This is a genomic window from Streptomyces sp. NPDC048389, assembly GCF_040706335.1.
Lineage (GTDB): Bacteria > Actinomycetota > Actinomycetes > Streptomycetales > Streptomycetaceae > Streptomyces.
In genome coordinates, this window is sequence record NZ_JBEZKP010000050.1 from 17839 (window position 1) to 34483 (window position 16645).

General features: G+C 71.6%; 14 protein-coding genes and 2 pseudogenes. 15 read left to right on the forward strand and 1 reads right to left on the reverse strand.

Translation table 11 applies throughout. The annotated features are described in order from the left end of the window. Window positions 1–291: 291 nt before the first annotated feature. The 9 genes and pseudogenes from AB0903_RS26915 to AB0903_RS26955 all read left to right on the forward strand — a co-directional run. Window positions 292–861: a DUF2617 family protein gene (locus AB0903_RS26915; RefSeq protein WP_366707063.1), complete on the forward strand. Its 570-nt coding sequence runs from the start codon at window positions 292–294 to the stop codon at window positions 859–861. 53 nt (window positions 862–914) lie between these two features. Further along, window positions 915–2510 carry a polyamine aminopropyltransferase gene (locus AB0903_RS26920; RefSeq protein WP_366707065.1) on the forward strand — a complete coding sequence of 532 codons (1596 nt, stop codon included), beginning with the start codon at window positions 915–917 and terminating at the stop codon, window positions 2508–2510. Between the two features lie 109 nt (window positions 2511–2619). After that, the gene (locus AB0903_RS26925) at window positions 2620–3819 is read left to right on the forward strand and encodes an SRPBCC domain-containing protein (RefSeq protein ID WP_366707067.1); all 1200 of its coding nucleotides are present in this window, start codon (window positions 2620–2622) and stop codon (window positions 3817–3819) included. A 19-nt stretch (window positions 3820–3838) separates the two neighbouring features. Next, window positions 3839–4636 (forward strand): aldose 1-epimerase, encoded by a 798-nt coding sequence (locus AB0903_RS26930; RefSeq protein WP_366707069.1) that lies wholly within the window; start codon window positions 3839–3841, stop codon window positions 4634–4636. Window positions 4637–4664: 28 nt separating this feature from the next. Further along, window positions 4665–5204 (forward strand): orotate phosphoribosyltransferase, encoded by a 540-nt coding sequence (gene pyrE, locus AB0903_RS26935; protein WP_356899387.1) that lies wholly within the window; start codon window positions 4665–4667, stop codon window positions 5202–5204. Window positions 5205–5419: 215 nt separating this feature from the next. Beyond that, a complete protein-coding gene (gene fbaA / locus AB0903_RS26940) occupies window positions 5420–6442 on the forward strand; it encodes a class II fructose-bisphosphate aldolase (RefSeq protein ID WP_366707071.1) in 1023 nt (340 codons plus the stop codon). Window positions 6443–6677: 235 nt separating this feature from the next. Continuing rightward, window positions 6678–7214 (forward strand): annotated as a pseudogene (locus AB0903_RS26945) (aminotransferase class I/II-fold pyridoxal phosphate-dependent enzyme); the annotation flags it as partial. A gap of 28 nt (window positions 7215–7242) precedes the next feature. Further along, window positions 7243–8760, forward strand: a complete 1518-nt coding sequence (locus AB0903_RS26950) for an MFS transporter (protein WP_366707073.1) — start codon at window positions 7243–7245, stop codon at window positions 8758–8760. 11 nt (window positions 8761–8771) lie between these two features. Beyond that, a pseudogene (locus AB0903_RS26955) lies at window positions 8772–9035 on the forward strand (DUF3151 family protein); the annotation flags it as partial. Window positions 9036–9134: 99 nt separating this feature from the next. Here the strand turns inward: AB0903_RS26955 and AB0903_RS26960 are convergent. Beyond that, window positions 9135–9554, reverse strand: coding sequence for a DUF3151 domain-containing protein (locus AB0903_RS26960; RefSeq protein WP_366707075.1), 420 nt, complete (start codon window positions 9552–9554; stop codon window positions 9135–9137). Between the two features lie 122 nt (window positions 9555–9676). On the opposite strand from AB0903_RS26960, the gene AB0903_RS26965 reads away from it, so the two are divergent. The 6 genes from AB0903_RS26965 to AB0903_RS26990 all read left to right on the forward strand — a co-directional run bounded on the left by AB0903_RS26965 (window position 9677) and on the right by AB0903_RS26990 (window position 16548). Then, a complete protein-coding gene (locus AB0903_RS26965) occupies window positions 9677–11125 on the forward strand; it encodes a recombinase family protein (RefSeq protein WP_366707077.1) in 1449 nt (482 codons plus the stop codon). Between the two features lie 546 nt (window positions 11126–11671). Beyond that, a complete protein-coding gene (locus AB0903_RS26970) occupies window positions 11672–12460 on the forward strand; it encodes a DUF3152 domain-containing protein (protein ID WP_366707079.1) in 789 nt (262 codons plus the stop codon). 87 nt (window positions 12461–12547) lie between these two features. Then, complete coding sequence (locus tag AB0903_RS26975) at window positions 12548–13366, forward strand: tryptophan 2,3-dioxygenase family protein (RefSeq protein WP_366707081.1); 819 nt, start codon at window positions 12548–12550, stop codon at window positions 13364–13366. Then, window positions 13359–14552, forward strand: a complete 1194-nt coding sequence (kynU, locus tag AB0903_RS26980; RefSeq protein WP_366707083.1) for a kynureninase — start codon at window positions 13359–13361, stop codon at window positions 14550–14552. The genes AB0903_RS26975 and kynU overlap by 8 nt, the downstream gene beginning before the upstream one ends. Window positions 14553–14820: 268 nt before the next feature. Then, window positions 14821–15684: an alpha/beta hydrolase gene (locus AB0903_RS26985; protein WP_366707085.1), complete on the forward strand. Its 864-nt coding sequence runs from the start codon at window positions 14821–14823 to the stop codon at window positions 15682–15684. A gap of 42 nt (window positions 15685–15726) precedes the next feature. Next, entirely contained in the window at window positions 15727–16548 is an 822-nt protein-coding gene (locus AB0903_RS26990; RefSeq protein WP_366707087.1) for an NAD(P)H-binding protein, read from the forward strand. The last annotated feature ends 97 nt before the right edge of the window (window positions 16549–16645 follow it).

Consider the following 16645-nt stretch of genomic DNA (forward strand, 5'->3'; position numbering starts at 1 on the left):
GCGCACGTCCGTTGGCAGATTGTCTGGCAGATGGGTTGACTTCGGGGTTCAGCACTCCGTTGAACAGTTGAACCGCACTGCCCCCGAGGGGATGGAAACCACGTCCAGTTGGGTAAAAACGCTGTAGGTGTTGCCCAGTTCGTGATTCTCTCGCTGTCGGAACCTGTTGGATACATTCAGCCATCGGACCTTACGTGGACCGGAGCAGGCCACCCCCATATGCCGGCGTTCCATGCCCGGAGCGCCCGGGTCCACGCGTCCACCCCGCCGAAGCGCGTTTGCGGAGCCGACATGCTCACGACCATCGATACCGCCTATACCGACACCCGTGCCGACGACCTGGCCTGGGCCCTGGGGCGGGAACCACTGCCGGCCCTGGCCGTCCTCGACCTGCAACTGTCGGAAGCGAAGGTGCAGTTGCGTCTCCTGGGCGCGTCCCACCAGGTGCTGCTCGAGGGGGGGCGGGGCGCGTGTTCGGAGACCGTCGCCTGCATCCCCGGCAGCAGTACCCCCCTGCCACTGGGCGTGGCCAAGCGGCTCGGCGCATGGGAGTACGAGTTCGCCGCGCGCGTCGAGACGCTCTCGCAGCGCTCCTTCGCCGGCCGGGCCCAGGAGTTGCTGGCTCTGGTCGCCGACCATCCGCGCGGTCTCGCCGGCACGTTCCCCGGCTCCCCGTACGCGTTCACGGCGATGGTGGTGCAGAGTGACGAGGGTCAGGTCCGTTGGCGCACCTGGCACGCGTATCCGCAGGAGGGCCGGCTCGTGGTCACCCGTACGCGTGTGGGTGTGATGCCCCAGGGGGCGCAGGGTGTGCCGTCCCGGCGCCGTCCCAAGCGCCATCGGGAGCCGTCCGTACCGTAGTTGGCGCGCGTGGGTTACGGAAAGTGCGCGGTGTGTGACGTAGCGTTTGCCGGATGATCGACCGGCCGCAGACCTCACCGTCGCCTCAGGGCACGGTGCTGCCCGTGCGCCCCGACACCGGCCGCCGTCTCGTGCTGGCCGCCGTCTTCGTCTGCGCCGCCTGCGGCCTGGTCTACGAACTCGAACTCGTCGCGCTTGCCACATACTTGATCGGCGACTCGGTCACCCAGGCATCCGTCGTCCTGTCGCTGATGGTCTTCGCGATGGGCGTTGGATCACTCCTCGCCAAGCGGCTGCGCTGCCGCGCGGCCGTCGCCTTCGGACTGCTGGAAGCGGCACTGGCCCTGATCGGCGGACTGTCGGCCATGGTGCTGTACGCCTCGTTCGCCTGGTTCGGAGATTCCAGCGCCGTCCTGGTGTGCTTCAGTCTGACCATCGGGGTGCTGATCGGTGCGGAGATACCGCTGCTGATGTCGCTGATCCAGCGCATCTCACGGCGCGACGCGGAAGGCACTGTCGCCGACCTGTTCGCCGCCGACTACGTGGGGGCGCTCGTAGGCGGGCTGGCCTTCCCGTTCCTGCTGCTGCCGTGGCTGGGCGAGCTCACGGGAGCGCTGGTGACCGGCGCGCTCAACACCGTGGCCGGCGGGGCGGTCGTGCTGTGGCTGTTCCGCGGCGAGCTCACACCGCGCTGGCGGGCCCGGCTGCTCCTGGTCAACGCGCTGGTGCTGGCGCTGCTGGCGGGCGCCATGGTGATGGCCGACGACTTCGAGGCGGCCACACGCCGGGCGGTCTACGGGCCGGAGGTACGCGTCGCGGTGCGCACCGGCGTCCAGGAGGTGGTGCTCACCGGAGCACCGTCCCGGCCGCCGGACCTCTTTCTGAACGGGCGGCTGAAGGTCCGGGGCCATGACGAGCACCGCTTCATCGAGGCCCTGGTCCACCCCGCCATGAACGGGCCGCACGAACGCGTCCTGATCCTCGGGGGCGGTGACGGGCTCGCGGCCCGCGAGGTGCTGCGCCACGCGGACGTCGGCGCCCTGACGATCGTCGAATTCGACCCCGGGGTGATCAGGTTGGCGCGCAGCGATCCGGGTCTCACCGCGCTGAACGACCACGTCTACGACGACCCCCGGGTGCGGGTCGTCACGGCGGACGCCTTCACCTGGCTGCGTGAGCACGACGAGACGCCCTACGACGTGATCGTCTCCGACCTGCCCGACCCGGGCATCAGCGCCGGCACCAAGCTGTACTCCCTGGAGTTCTACGGGCTCGCCCGGCGCGCCCTGGCGGACGGCGGACGGTTCGTTGTCCACGCCGGGCCCACCGCACGGCCCCGTACGTACTGGACGGTCGACGCCACCCTGCGCGCCGCCGGATACGGGACCGTGGCGTACCGGGTGCGGTGTGCCGAGGCGGGTGCGGCGGGCGGCCCCGAGCGGTTCAGGGCCGCCGCCGCCCGGTCCACCGACTGGGGGCTGCTGCTCGCCGCCGTGGGCCGCACCCCGCGGCTCGGGCTCGGCCCGGACACGCCGCCGCTGCGCTCCGACACGCAGGACACGCTCGCCCGGGACGCGGCTGCCGCCGAACGCACCCGGCTTCCGGGCCTGGCCCCGTCGACCCTCGTCCACCCGCGCTACACGCCATGACCCGGTCCGGGCGACGCAGAGGGCCGTCCAGGGCGCCGGACGAACCGCACGCGCCGGGCGCGTGCCGAAAGGCAGACGCGGCGGGCCGTGCTGAGTAGGCTCGGCTCCCATGGAGCATGAGGTGTTCGTTCCGGTACCGGCTGAGACCCTCCGACAGGCGCTGAGGGACCACGCCCGGGTGGCCCGCTGCGTTCCAGGGCTCCAGCAGGACGCGGACGAGTCGGCCGGCCCCCTCGCCGGGCGGCTCAAGGTCAGGGTCGCCGGGCACACCATCACCTACCGCGGTGCCCTGCGCATCAAGGAGCAGGGCGACGAGCGGGGCGGCGCCTTCGCGGTCGAGGGCGAGGGAGCGGAGGTCCGCGGCGGCGGTTCGGTGAAGCTGGCGCTGACGATCCGCCCGGCGCCGACGGACGGCGGAACGACGGTGACGTTCACGGGCTCGTCGCACGCGGAGGGCCGCCTGGCCGAGCTCGCGGTCGGCGCCAAGACGTCGGCCGCCCAACGGCTGCTCGACCGTTTCGCGGAGGCGCTGGCCGCGGCCGCGTTCGAGGAACCGCGGTCCGTGCACGGTGCCGCAGACACGAAGGAAACGGGTCCGGCCGCCACCGCGCAGGCGGATGCGGCCGCCGCCGGCACGCCGGGTGACGGCGGCGACGGGGGTGACGGGAACGGCCCGGAGGGTCCGGCCGCCGACGACGACCGGGACGTGGGTACGGACCGGCCCGCCGACGACGACGACCGGGACGTGGGTACGGACCGGCCCGCCGACGAGGCCGTGGACGCAGCGACGGACCGGCGCGGCGGCGAAGCCCCCGCCGCGCCCGCGGCCCCGGACGCAGCCGACACCAAGAAAGAGGCCGACGCCGACGCCCCCGCTGATGCGTCCGACGCCGACGCCGACGCCGACGCTTCCGCTGATGCGTCCGACGCCTCCGACGCCGACACCGCCGGCGGGTCCGTATTCGAGACGCCCGTGCCGCTCCCCTCGCTCGGTCCCGACGCCGACGACCAGTTCGACGATCTGGACGACGACCCGGACGGTGTGGAGGCGGTCGACGGCATCGAGGACCTCGACGAACTCTCCGGCCTGCCCGGCGCCGTGCCCACCGAGGCCGCCCACGCGCGGCGGACCATGATCGGCCGCAGTGCCGAGGAGGTCGACCACGCCCCGCCGCGCGGGCGTTACGCGCCGGTGCCCGCGCCCGAGGCGGGCTCCGCCGGTGCGACGCTGCGGTGGCTGGCACCGGCGGCGGCTCTCGCGCTGGCATCGGCGGTCGTGGTCGGCAGGGCGCTGCGTCGCCGTAGGTGACACGCCGTAATGTCGGGGTGTGAGTAGCGAAAAGAGCATCCGGCTGGCCGCCGGTGACGTCGAGTTGACCGTGGATCCTACGATCGGCTGCCGCGTCGGGAGCCTGCGCACAGGCGGCATCGAACTGCTGCGCCAGGGTGAGTCGTACGGCTCGTTCCCCATGGTGCCGTGGTGCGGGCGCACGCGTGACGGGGAGTTCGGCAACGGCGGTGTGCAGCACAGGCTGCCGCTCAACGCGCCGCCGCACGCCATCCACGGCACCGGCCGCGACACCGTCTGGCGTACCGCGCGGGAGTCCGGCGACGAGGCCGCCTTCTACTACGACCTGGCGGACCCGTGGCCGTACGCCGGGCGCGTCACGCAGACGTTCGCGTTGACGGACGACTCCCTCACCATCCGGATGGGCGTGGAGACGTACGGGACGTCGTTCCCCGCCCAGGCGGGCTGGCACCCCTGGTTCCTGCGCAACCTGGGGAACGGCGGCGAGGACGTGCGGCTCGACTTCGCCCCCGAGTGGCAGGAGGAACGCGGGGAGGATCATCTGCCGACGGGCAAGCGCATCACGCCGCTGCCGGGCCCCTGGGACGACTGCTTCGGTATGCCCGACGGGGTCGACGTGACCCTGACCTGGCCGGGTGAGCTGGAGCTGGCGGTCAAGAGCCCGGCGGAGTGGGTCGTGGTCTACGACGAGCAGCCGGAGGCGGTGTGTGTGGAGCCGCAGTCGGGCCCGCCGAACGGCCTCAACACCGATCCGCGGTTCGTCACCCCGATCGATCCGCTCGAGATCACGACGACCTGGAGCTGGCGGCGGCTGTGAGTCCGGCGGCGGCTTTAAGCTCTTGGGCATGACTGACGTACGTGCTGAGCTGCTTCAGCAGATCAAGGACAAGGCCGTGGTGCACGGCAAGGTGACCCTTTCCTCGGGCATCGAGGCCGACTGGTACATCGACCTGCGCCGGATCACGCTGGACGGCGAGGCCGCGCCGATGGTCGGTCAGGTGATGCTCGACGCCACCGCCGACCTCGACTACGACTGCGTGGGCGGTCTGACGCTGGGCGCCGACCCGGTCGCGACGTCGATGCTGCACGCCTCGGCCGCGCGCGGTAAGCGGCTCGACGCGTATGTCGTCCGCAAGGCGGGCAAGGCACACGGTATGCAGCGCCGGATCGAGGGCACGGACGTGAAGGGCCGGCGCTGCCTCGTCGTCGAGGACGTGTCGACCACCGGCGGCTCCCCGCTGACGGCCGTCGAGGCGGTCAGGGAGGCCGGCGGCGAGGTCGTCGCCGTCGCCGTCATCGTGGAGCGCGGTGCCGCCCCCAAGATCGCGGAGGCGGGGCTTCCGTACGTCAACGCGTACTCGCTCGACGAGCTCGGCCTCGCCTGATCACGGGCTGACCTGCATCGACGCGAAGGGGCGTGTTGTTTCACGTGAAACAACACGCCCCTTCGGGTTGCGGGCACGGCAGGCATGGTGGACGCGGGCCGGGAGTCTGGAAAGATGGGCCGCGACGATGACGTCGCCCAAGGTCAGGGCACTGGGTCTCACCGGGACACCCCGGACCCCGTACCACACACCCGCACATCACAAGGAGCGGACACATGCCCATCGCGACTCCCGAGGTCTACAACGAGATGCTCGACCGGGCGAAGGCGGGCAAGTTTGCCTACCCGGCCATCAACGTGACCTCGTCCCAGACTCTGCACGCGGCCCTGCGTGGCTTCGCGGAGGCCGAGAGCGACGGCATCATCCAGATTTCCACCGGCGGTGCCGAGTTCCTGGGTGGCCAGCACAACAAGGACATGGTCACCGGCGCCGTCGCCCTGGCCGAGTTCGCGCACATCGTCGCGGCCAAGTACGACATCACCGTCGCGCTGCACACCGACCACTGCCCGAAGGACAAGCTGGACGGCTATGTCCGCCCGCTGCTCGACGTCTCCGCCGAGCGCGTGAAGGCCGGCCGCAACCCGCTGTTCCAGTCCCACATGTGGGACGGTTCGGCCGAGACCCTCGCCGACAACCTGGCCATCGGTCAGGAGCTGCTGGCGCAGGCCGCCGCCGCCAAGATCATCCTCGAGGTCGAGATCACCCCGACCGGTGGCGAGGAGGACGGCGTCACCCACGAGATCAACGACGAGCTGTACACCACCGTCGACGACGCGCTGCGCACCGCTGAGGCCCTCGGCCTCGGCGACAAGGGCCGCTACCTGCTGGCCGCCTCCTTCGGCAACGTGCACGGCGTCTACAAGCCGGGCAACGTCGTGCTCCGTCCCGAGCTGCTGAAGGACCTGCAGGCCGGTGTCGCCGCCAAGTACGGCAAGGCCGACCCGTTCGACTTCGTCTTCCACGGCGGCTCCGGCTCGACCGCCGAGGAGATCGCCACCGCGCTGGAGAACGGCGTCGTGAAGATGAACCTCGACACCGACACCCAGTACGCCTTCACGCGCCCCGTCGCGGACCACATGTTCAAGAACTACGACGGCGTACTGAAGGTCGACGGCGAGGTCGGCTCCAAGAAGACCTACGACCCGCGCACCTGGGGCAAGGCGGCCGAGGCCGGTATGGCCACCCGTGTCGCCGAGGCGTGCGCGGCCCTGCGCTCCACCGGCACCAGGCTCAAGTAGTCCACCAGGGCGAAGCAGGTCCGGCAGGATCACGTGGTCGTCAGCAGTCACCGCAGGCCCGGCACCCTTCGCGGGGCGCCGGGCCTGCGGTGTGTCCGCTCCGGGGAGGGAGCGACATGACCTTTGACTTCGATGCCGTCGTCGACCGGCGGGGCACCCGGTGCGTGCATGGGGTCTCCCCACCGAAGGTAGGGGAAGGGACGGCGTCGCCGACCGGTTCGGTGTCGACGGACTGCTGCCCTGGACCCGCTACGGCACCGGCCGCTGGGCGCTGATCACCTCCGCCGGCAAGGCGTTCAACTTCCCGGCGCTGACCGGCTCGTACAGCATCATCGGCGACGCCGACGACCACGCGGAGTTCCTGCGCCGGATGCGGACCGGCGAGGGCCTGGCCTCTCCGGCCGTACTGTCGCTGACCGCCCACATCGCCGCGTACCGCGAGGGCGGGCCATGGCTGGACGCGCTCAACGCCTGTGTGGCCGACAACCTGCGCATGCTCGCCGACCGGCTCACAGCGGCGTTCCCGCAGCTCGGCTGGCGGCCGCCGCAGGCCGGTTACCTCGCCTGGATCGACCTGAGACCGCTCGGTGTGGGCTCACGCATCGACGACACGGCCCTCCAGCGCGAGCTGGTCGAACGGGAGCAGGTCGCCGTCATGCCGGGCACGACATACGGATGCGAGGGCTTCGTCCGGCTGAACGTGGGCTGCCCCCGCAGCAAGGCGGAACACGGCGCCGACGCCCTGATCCGGGCCCTTCGCCGACTCGTCTGACCCGCCCACGGCTGGAATGATCCCGGGTATGGACACCGGCCCGGGGAGCATCAGGCTGTCGTCGGCCACCGGCCGATGGGTGGTGCTGACGACCGTCCTCGGCTCGGGCATGGCCATGCTCGACTCGACCGTCGTCAACGTCGCACTGCCCCGTATCGGCGAGGACCTCGACGCCGACCTGGCCGTCCTCCAGTGGACCGTCAACGCGTACATGCTGACGCTGGCGGCGCTGATCCTGCTCGGCGGGGCACTCGGCGACCGCTACGGACGCCGCCGGATCTTCGTACTCGGCGTGGTCTGGTTCGCCCTCGGCTCCCTGCTGTGCGGGATCGCGCCGAACGGCGGCGTACTCGTTGCCGCCCGCGCCCTCCAGGGCATCGGCGGCGCCCTGCTCACCCCCGGATCCCTGGCACTGATCCAGGCGAGCTTCCACCCCGACGACCGCTCCCGCGCGGTGGGCCTGTGGTCCGGGCTCGGTGGCGTCGGCGCGGCGGTCGGGCCGTTCGTCGGCGGCTGGCTGGTCGACGGACCCGGCTGGCGGTGGGTCTTCCTCCTCAACGTGCCGCTCGCGCTGCTGTGCGTGCCCGTGGCGCTGCGGCACGTACCGGAATCCCGAGACCCCAGGGCCACCGGCCGCTTCGACGTGCTCGGCGCACTGCTGTGCGCTGTGGCCCTGGGCCTCGTGACGTACGCGCTGATCGCCGCGACCGTGTGGGCCGGGCTCCTGGGCGTGGCGACGGCGGTGGCGTTCGTCCTGCTCGAACGGCGGGCACCCGAACCGATGCTGCCCCTGTCGATCTTCGCGTCACGCCGGTTCACCGCCGTGAACGTGGTGACCCTCTGCGTGTACGCCGCGTTCGGCGGCTTCTTCTTCCTGATCGTCCTGCAGCTCCAGGTCGTCTCCGGCTACTCGGCCCTCGCCACCGGCATCGCACTGCTGCCCACCACCGTGCTGATGCTGCTGCTGTCCGCGCGCTCCGGCGCGCTGGGCGACCGGATCGGCCCGCGCATCCCGCTCACGGTCGGTCCGCTGCTCTGCGCGGCCGGAATCATGCTGACGCTGCGGATCGGCGAGGACGCGTCCTACGTCGCCGACGTCCTGCCCGCGCTGCTGGTCATGGGCCTCGGCATGGTCACGCTCGTCGCGCCGCTGACGGCGACCGTGCTGGCGTCCGTGGAGACCGGCCGGGCGGGCATCGCCAGCGGCATCAACAACGCGGCGGCCCGTGCGGCCGGCCTGCTCGCGGTGGCCGCGCTGCCGCTGCTGGCGGGCATGGGACCGGAGTCGTACCGCTCGGCGACGGAGTTCGGGGAGACGTACCGGCGGGCGATCCCGATGTGCGCCGGTGTGCTGGTGGCCGGTGCGCTGATCGCCTGGCGGACGATACGGGTCCCGGCGGAGGACGCCGAGTTCTGCCATCCCGAGTGCAAGGTCAACTGCGGTGTCGCCGCGCCGCCGCTCGAGCCGCCGGGCTCCGGCGACGCGGGCCGTCCGGACGCCCGCGGGCGTGGGCCCGGCGGCCCCGGAGCACCGCCGGACCTGTGAGACCGGGGACCATGTCGATCCACGAGGACCTCCTCGGGGGCCCGCCCCCGACCCACCTGCCCGACGAGCCCGGCCCGCGCGAGCTCCTGGCCGGCGGCACCGCCGCCGCCGACGTCGCCGCCCGCCACCCGACCAGCTCCCTCGCCCGGGCGCAGCTCGCCGACGAAGCCTTCGAGAACGGCCGTGCCGTCGAGTCGTACGCCTACGCCCGCACCGGTTACCACCGCGGCCTCGACGCGCTGCGCCGCGACGGCTGGAAGGGCCACGGCCCAGTGCAGGGGGAGAAGGGTGCTACATGTAATCGTTCAGTTTCTGCACCCTGCGCCGCCGTCGCTGTCTGAGTGACGGCGGCACAGACGTTTCAGCGGCGGTGACTACCGCTTCAGCTCGGTGTACGCCTCGGCACTGCTGTCCTTGAGGAACTGCCAGCAACGCTCCGTCTCGTCCTTCTCGTCGATCTCGCCGGCGGCACGGGCGAGGGCGGCGAGGCAGCGCAGGAACCCGCGATTGGCCCGGTGGTCCCAAGGGATGGGGCCATGTCCCTTCCACCCGGCACGGCGCAGCGAGTCCAGACCGCGGTGATAACCGGTGCGCGCGTAGGCGTACGACTCGACAACTCGCCCCGCCTCGAAGGCGTCGTCGGCGAGCATCGCCCAGGCGAGCGAGAACGTGGGGTGCTTCGCCGCGACCTCGACCGGGGGCTGGGATTCCTCCCCTAGCAGGCGGTACGCCTCTTCATTCTCCGGCAGGTACGTCGGGTCCGGGCCGCCGAGCAGGTTCTTGTGCGTCGTCATGGAAGCAGTCTGCCACCTGCGGACAGGGATTCGGGATGCCCATGAGCACTGTCGGCCGTGGGCCAGGTAGACATGAGAACAGCGGCTGATGTAACCGATGGTGATATGCGACGATCCGGCGCATGGCGGCACGACGGGGGTCCTCGAGGGCCGTACAGGTGGGCATCTACACCCGGATCAGCAAGGACGACGAGGCCGAGGGGTTGGGCGTCGCGCGGCAGGAAGAAGACTGCCGACTGCACTGCGCTGCCCGGGGGTGGGGGGTCGCCAAGGTCTACGAGGACAACGACCTCTCCGCGTACAAGCGCAAGACGGTACGACCCGAGTTCCGGCAGATGCTGGAGGACTTGAAGGCCGGTCGGATCGACGGGGTCGTCGCCTGGGACATCGACCGCTTCACGCGACAGCCGCGTGAACTGGAGGCGTGGATCGACGAGTACGAGGACGCCGAGCGCCGGAAGTGCCACCTCGTCTTCGACTCCGTCTCCGCGTCGGACATCGACCTGTCCACGGAGAACGGCCGGTTCATCGCGCGGATCAAGGTCAACATCGCCAACAAGTCCTCGGCGGACACCTCGCGGCGCACGAAGCGCAAGCACCTGGAGTTGGCGTCGCAGGGCAGGCTCCCCGGCGGCCGGGCACCGTACGGATGGAACCGCGAGGACCGCAGGACGCCGGTCCCGGAAGAGGCCGAGAACCTCCGCAAGGCGGTGAAGGATTTCCTGGGCGGCATTCGGTGGGCGTCGATCGCGCGTGACTGGCGGGACAAGGGGGTCAGGTCGCACAGTGGCGGCTTCTTCGACGACTCCAAGATCAAGCGGATGCTGATGAACCCGCGGATCTGCGGCTACCGGATGCACCAGGGTGAGCTGTTCCTGGACGAACGCGGTGAGCCCGTCGTCGGCGACTGGGAGCCGATCGTCAACCCCGACGACTGGTACCTGCTCACGGAGAAGGTCAGGCGGGAGTCGCAGGGGCGGGAGGTACGGGACTACGCCACCAAGTATCTTCTCTCCGGCATCGCCCGGTGCGGAAGGTGTGGCGCCAAGATGCGGGCCTTCCCGTCGTACCGGAAGTCGAAGACGTCGTCGCAGTTCAGGTACGCGTGCCCCGGAAAGAACGACGGCGGATGCGGGGGAGTGGCCAGGGCGGGTGAACCGGTCGACCGCCTCATCAGGAAGGCTGTCTTCCTCAGCTCGGACAAGGCGCTCGCGAACGTCCGTGAGCGCGCTCCCGAATGGACGAAGGAGGAGCAGCTGGCCTCCCTGGAGGGGGACATGGCCGAGTTCAAGCAGGCGTGGCAGGAGAAGCGCATGTCGGCCGCCCGCTATATCGCGCTCACCGAAGACCTGGAGAAGCAGATCGCGGAACTTCAGCGGGAGCGGGCCCTGCACCGCGCCGAGGCCGCGACGTTCGCGGCCGCCCCCATCGACATCCGGGAGCGGTGGGAGAAGCTGACGATCGAGCAGCAGCGCGCCGCCGTCCTCAAGGTCTTCCGTGCGGTCATCGTCAAGCCCGCGTCCAACGGGCCGATCTTCGATCCAGCGGACATCGAGCCGGTGCTCCGGTGACACGGGGGCGCCGGGTCCCCGTTGTGGTCGGAGGCCCGGCTCCGTTCGTTCATGACCGATCCATGCCGAAGATGCGGAGCAGGTCGTCGACCCATCGCATGCCAGGTGCTCTTGAAGGGCTACTGGCACGGCTACATCAGCGGCGATGAGCCGGCGCCGGCGAACGCCGGGTGCCGGGTCGTCGGCCGTGTGGCGTCTGCCGTGCGGCGTCTGCTGCGTACCGGGTCGTCGGCTGTGCGGCACCGTGCCGCAACCGTGCCGCAACCGTGCCGTCGCCAGGCCCGGGGCCGGCTTCCCGGACCCCGGAGAGCCGGTCGACGGCCGGGTACGATCGCACTTCGTACTGCTGTTTCAGTGAACCGCAGCCGGTGCGGAGGAGAGGCCCATCCGTCCTCTCCCCCAACGTCGGCCGAAGCGGGGGAGAGGACTGTCTTGGGCCAGCGTGCCGCCGCTCGTCAGGGGCGCAGCCGCAGACGGAGCCGCCGGAGTACGGCCCGGCGCCGTCAGACCGGACCGATAGTTCTGCTGGGCGGCTGCCTGGCACTCATGTCCGTGGGCGCGGGAGCCGCGCTCGCACACTGGCGGGGCGCCCCGCCCGCAGGGATCTCCGCCGAGGGCTCCCGGCCGGAGGCCGCGCCCCTGATCTCCGCCGAGGCGTCACCCGGAACAGGCTCCCCGTCCCCGTCGAAGGGCCCGAAGAGCCCCAAGAGCTCGCCGAAGCCCGAACAGTCGCCGTCGCCGTCCCCGTCGAAGAGCGAGAAGCCCACGGTCCCCGCCTCCGGTCCCGGGACGTTCACCGCGGCGCAGGCGAGCGGCGAGGCGACCGGCGGTAGCGGCACGCTGCGCCGCTACCGGGTCGAGGTCGAGGACGGCATCGACGTCTCCGCCCGGCAGGCGGCCGCCGAGATCCAGCAGATCCTCGCCCACCCCCGCGGCTGGGCCGCGAACGGCCGGGGCCGCTTCCAGCTCGTCTCGTCGAACGCCGACTTCGTGATCAGGATCGCCACCCCCGCCACCGCGGACAAGCTCTGCCTCGCCGTCGGGCTCAACACCCGGGGCGAGCTGAACTGCGAGACCGTCGAGGGTGTCGTGGTGAACCTGAAGCGCTGGCTGCTGGGCTCGCCCACCTTCGCGGGGACGCCGGCCGAGTACCGGCATCTGATCATCAACCACGAGGTCGGCCACGAGATCGGCATCCGGCAGCACATGGGCTGCCCCGGCCCCGGCAAGCCCGCGCCGGTGATGATGCAGCAGATCAAGGGCCTGAACGGATGCGTCTCCAACGCCTGGCCGTACGACGACGAAGGTACGTATCTCACCGGTCCGCCCGCGTGAAGTTCTGTTTATGATGCCGGTGGGGACCGGGGCCCACACCGGAACAGGAAGGGGCGGACCGCTACCCGGATCGTCGAGGAGACAGAGATGTCACATGACGCCGCCCCGAATCTGGATTTCGCGGGCACCACGCCGTACGAGGACTACGTCCAGGCGGACGTCCTCACCCACCTCCAGCATCCGCGGTCGGACGACCCCGGTGAGATGGTCTTCCTGGTCACCACCCAGGTCATGGAGCTGTGGTTCACCGTCGTCGTCCACGAGTGGGAGACCGCCGCACGCGCCCTGCGCGAGGACAGGATCCCCGTGGCGATGGACGCGCTGAAGCGGTCGGGGCGCGAGCTGGAGGCGCTCAACGCCTCGTGGAAGCCGATCGCCCATCTGACGCCCGCGCAGTTCAACGCCTACCGCGACGCCCTCGGCGAGGGCTCCGGCTTCCAGTCGGCGATGTACCGGCGGATGGAGTTCCTGCTCGGCGACAAGTCCGCGTCCATGCTCGTACCGCACCGCGGCGCCCCGCGCGTGCACGCCGAGCTGGAGAAGGCACTGCACGAGCCGAGCCTCTACGACGAGGTGCTGCGGCTCCTCGCCCGGCGCGGGTACGCGGTGCCGGCCGAGGTGCTGGAGCGGGACCTGTCGCAGAAGTACGAGCCGTCGGAGGCCGTCGAGCAGGTCTGGGCCGAGGTGTACGCGGGCGACCAGGAGACCGAGCTGGTGCGGCTCGGCGAGGCGCTCACCGACGTCGGCGAGCTGGTGTGGCGCTGGCGCAACGACCATCTCGTGGCGACCCGGCGGGCCATGGGCTCCAAGGTCGGCACCGGTGGCTCCGCCGGTGTGGCCTGGCTGGAGAAGCGCGCCGGGAAGAACGTCTTCCCCGAGCTGTGGACGGCGCGCAGCCATGTCTGAGTACCTGGCCCAGCGGGCCGCGGCGCTCGACGCCGCAGACGAACTCGCCGGTGCGCGCAAGCTGTTCACCCTCGACGGGACCGTCTACCTCGACGGCAACTCACTGGGCGCGCTGCCCGCGCACGTCCCCGAGCGGGTCGCCGACGTGGTGAACCGCCAGTGGGGGCGGCTGCGCATCCGCTCGTGGACCGAGGGTGACTGGTGGACGGCGCCCGAGCGCATCGGGGACCGGATCGCGCCCCTCGTGGGCGCCGCTCCCGGGCAGATCGTGGTCGGCGACTCCACGAGCGTCAACGTCTTCAAGGCCGTCGTCGGCGCGGTGCGGCTCCTCGACGACCCGGCCCGTACGGACATCCTGGTCGATGCCACGACGTTCCCCACGGACGGGTACATCGCGTCCTCCGCCGCCCGGATGACCGGTCACCGGATCGTGCCCGTCGACCCGTCGGACGTGGCGTCGGCGCTGGGCCCGGCCACGGCCGTGGTGCTCCTCAACCACGTGGACTACCGCTCGGGCCGCCTCCACGACCTGCCCCGTCTCACGGCGGCGATCCACGACGCGGGCGCGCTCGCGGTCTGGGACCTGTGCCACAGTGCGGGCGCGCTGCCCGTCGGTCTGGACGCGCACGGCGTCGACCTCGCCGTCGGCTGCACCTACAAGTACCTGAACGGCGGCCCCGGTTCGCCCGCGTACCTGTACGTCGCCGAGCGGCATCAGGCGTCCTTCGACTCGCCCCTGCCCGGGTGGACGTCGCACGCCGATCCGTTCGCGATGACCCCCGGCTACGAGGCGGCCCCCGGGTCGACCCGCGGCCGGGTCGGCACGCCCGACATCCTGTCCATGCTGGCCCTCGAGGCGGCGCTGGACGTCTGGAACGGCATCGCGATCGAGCAGGTCAGAGCCAAGAGCCTGGCCCTGACGGACTTCTTCCTGGAGTGCGTCGAGGCGTACGTCCCGGCGGGGCCGGTCACGTCCCTGACCCCCGCAGACCACGCCGCCCGCGGCAGCCAGGTCGCGCTGCGGTGCGAGGACGCGGCGCGGGTGATGGAGGAGCTGATCGCCCGGGGCGTCGTGGGGGACCTGCGGCGTCCGGACATCCTGCGGTTCGGCTTCACGCCGCTGTACGTGGGCTTCGCGGACACCGAACGCGCGGCACGGGTCCTGGCCGACGTGCTGGCCGGCTGACCGGTCGGGCCCCGGGGGCGCACGCCCCCGGGGCCCGTCGCGTCAGTGCTCGCCCTCCGCCCGGTCGCGCAGACCGGTCGCCGGCAGGTCGAGCGCATCGGGCGGCCTGGGGAACGCTCCGGGAGGAAGGGCTGATCACGACGACCCCGGGCATGGGTTCGTTCGTCGCGGGGCAGCCACGCCAGGCCGACCGAATCCTGACGCCAGTGGTAGCGTCCGCGCTGATCAGAGCGAACCCATCGGCCTCGCAGGACTGTTGGAGCACCACATGCCGGACCTCGTCGCCCGAGACGCCTCCGAGGAAGCCTCGGCGTTGTCGCACCCCGCCGTCGAGCCCGACGCGTCCGCCGCGTACGGCGACGGCCCCGACCGGATCGTGGACTTCTACGCGCCGCGTGGCGGGCAGGACGGTGCGCCGCTCGTGGTCGTGTTGCACGGCGGGGCGTGGCGCGCGCCGTACGACCGATGGCACGTCACGCCGTTCGCGGCGTTCCTCGCCGGCCGCGGACTGGCCGTGGCCAACGTCGAGTACCGGCGGGGTCGCGACGACGGCGCGGGGGCCGAGCCGGTCGCGGGCCGGTGGCCGGACACGTTCGACGACGTGGCCGCCGCGATGGACGCGCTCCCGGACCTGGCGCGACAGGCGCTGCCGCAGGCCGATCCGCGGCGCATCGTGGTGACCGGGCACTCCGCGGGCGGTCATCTCGCGCTGTGGGCGGCCGCCCGGCATGTGCTGCCGACCGGTTCGCCGTGGCGGCTGGCGGCGCCGCCCCCGCTGCGCGGCGTCGTCGCGCTCGCCCCGATCGCCGACTTCGCGACTGCCGTCGATCTCGGGGTGTGCGGCGGCGCGGTCCCTCAACTGCTGGGCGGCGAGGGTGGGTACGAGAAGCGTGCGCCGCACGCCGATCCCGCCGTTCTGGTGCCGACCGGTATCGCCACCGTCGTCGTCCAGGGGCGCACGGACATCGTCGTCCCGCAGGACGTCGCGGACGCCTACGTCGACGCGGCGGCCAAGGCGGGCGAGACCGTGGGGTTGACGCTGCTGGACGAGGTCGGGCACTTTCCGCTGATCGATCCGACGGCCGACGCCTGCGCGGTGGTGGCGGAGGAAATCGCTCAACTCGCCTGGTAGAAGCGGACAGAACCTGACCGCAAGGCTTCCTACGTTCTTCCCATGACGAATCTCGTGACCGGAGCAACCGGAACCGTCGGCCGCCAGGTGGTGGCGGAACTCCTCCGCCGCGGAAAGCCCGTCCGCGCCCTGACCCGCGACCCGGCGAAAGCCGACTTCCCCGATGGCGTCGAGGTGGTGCGGGGCGACCTCACCGATGCCGAGACCCTGGCCGCCGCCCTGGAGGGCGTCACGGGCCTGCACCTGATCACCTTCGGTGGTCCGTACTTCGCCCCACTGGAGACCGGCCCGCGCATCATGGAGCTGGCCGAGGCGGCCGGCGTACGGCGCGTCACCGTGCTGCACGGCGGTGGTCCGAGCCCGCTGGAGGACGCGGTCAGGGGGAGCGACCTCGCCTGGACCGTGCTGATGCCCGTCGAGTTCATGGCCAACGCCCTTGAATGGGCGGAGAGCGTCCGCGCCGACGCGGAGGTACGCGAACCGTTCGTCGGCAGGCTCAGCGCCATGGTCCACGAAGCCGACATCGGCGCCGTCGCGGCCGTCGCCCTCACCGAGGACGGCCACGCGGGCCAGGAGTACCTGATCACCGGCCCGCAGGTGCTGACCCTCAAGGACAAGGTCGACGCCCTCGCCGCCGCCCGGGGCCGGAAGATCCGGCTCGTCGAACTGAGCGAGCAGCAGGCGGTGCGGCAGTGGCGGGCCGCCGGGCAGCCGGAGGACGTCATCGGCTTCCTGCTGGACGTCTACGGCAACACGCCTGTCGAAGGGCGCACCGTGGTCGACACGGTCGAGAAGGTCACGGGCAGCCCGCCGCGCACCTTCGCCCGGTGGGCCGAGGAGCACGCGGACGCCTTCCGCGGCTGACGCGGCACGGTACGGGCGGGGCCCCGAGCGGCCGTGCCCGTACCCGCCGTACCCGCTCCGTGACCGCACTCGGCGTCGTCGTCGCGTGCGAGACGGG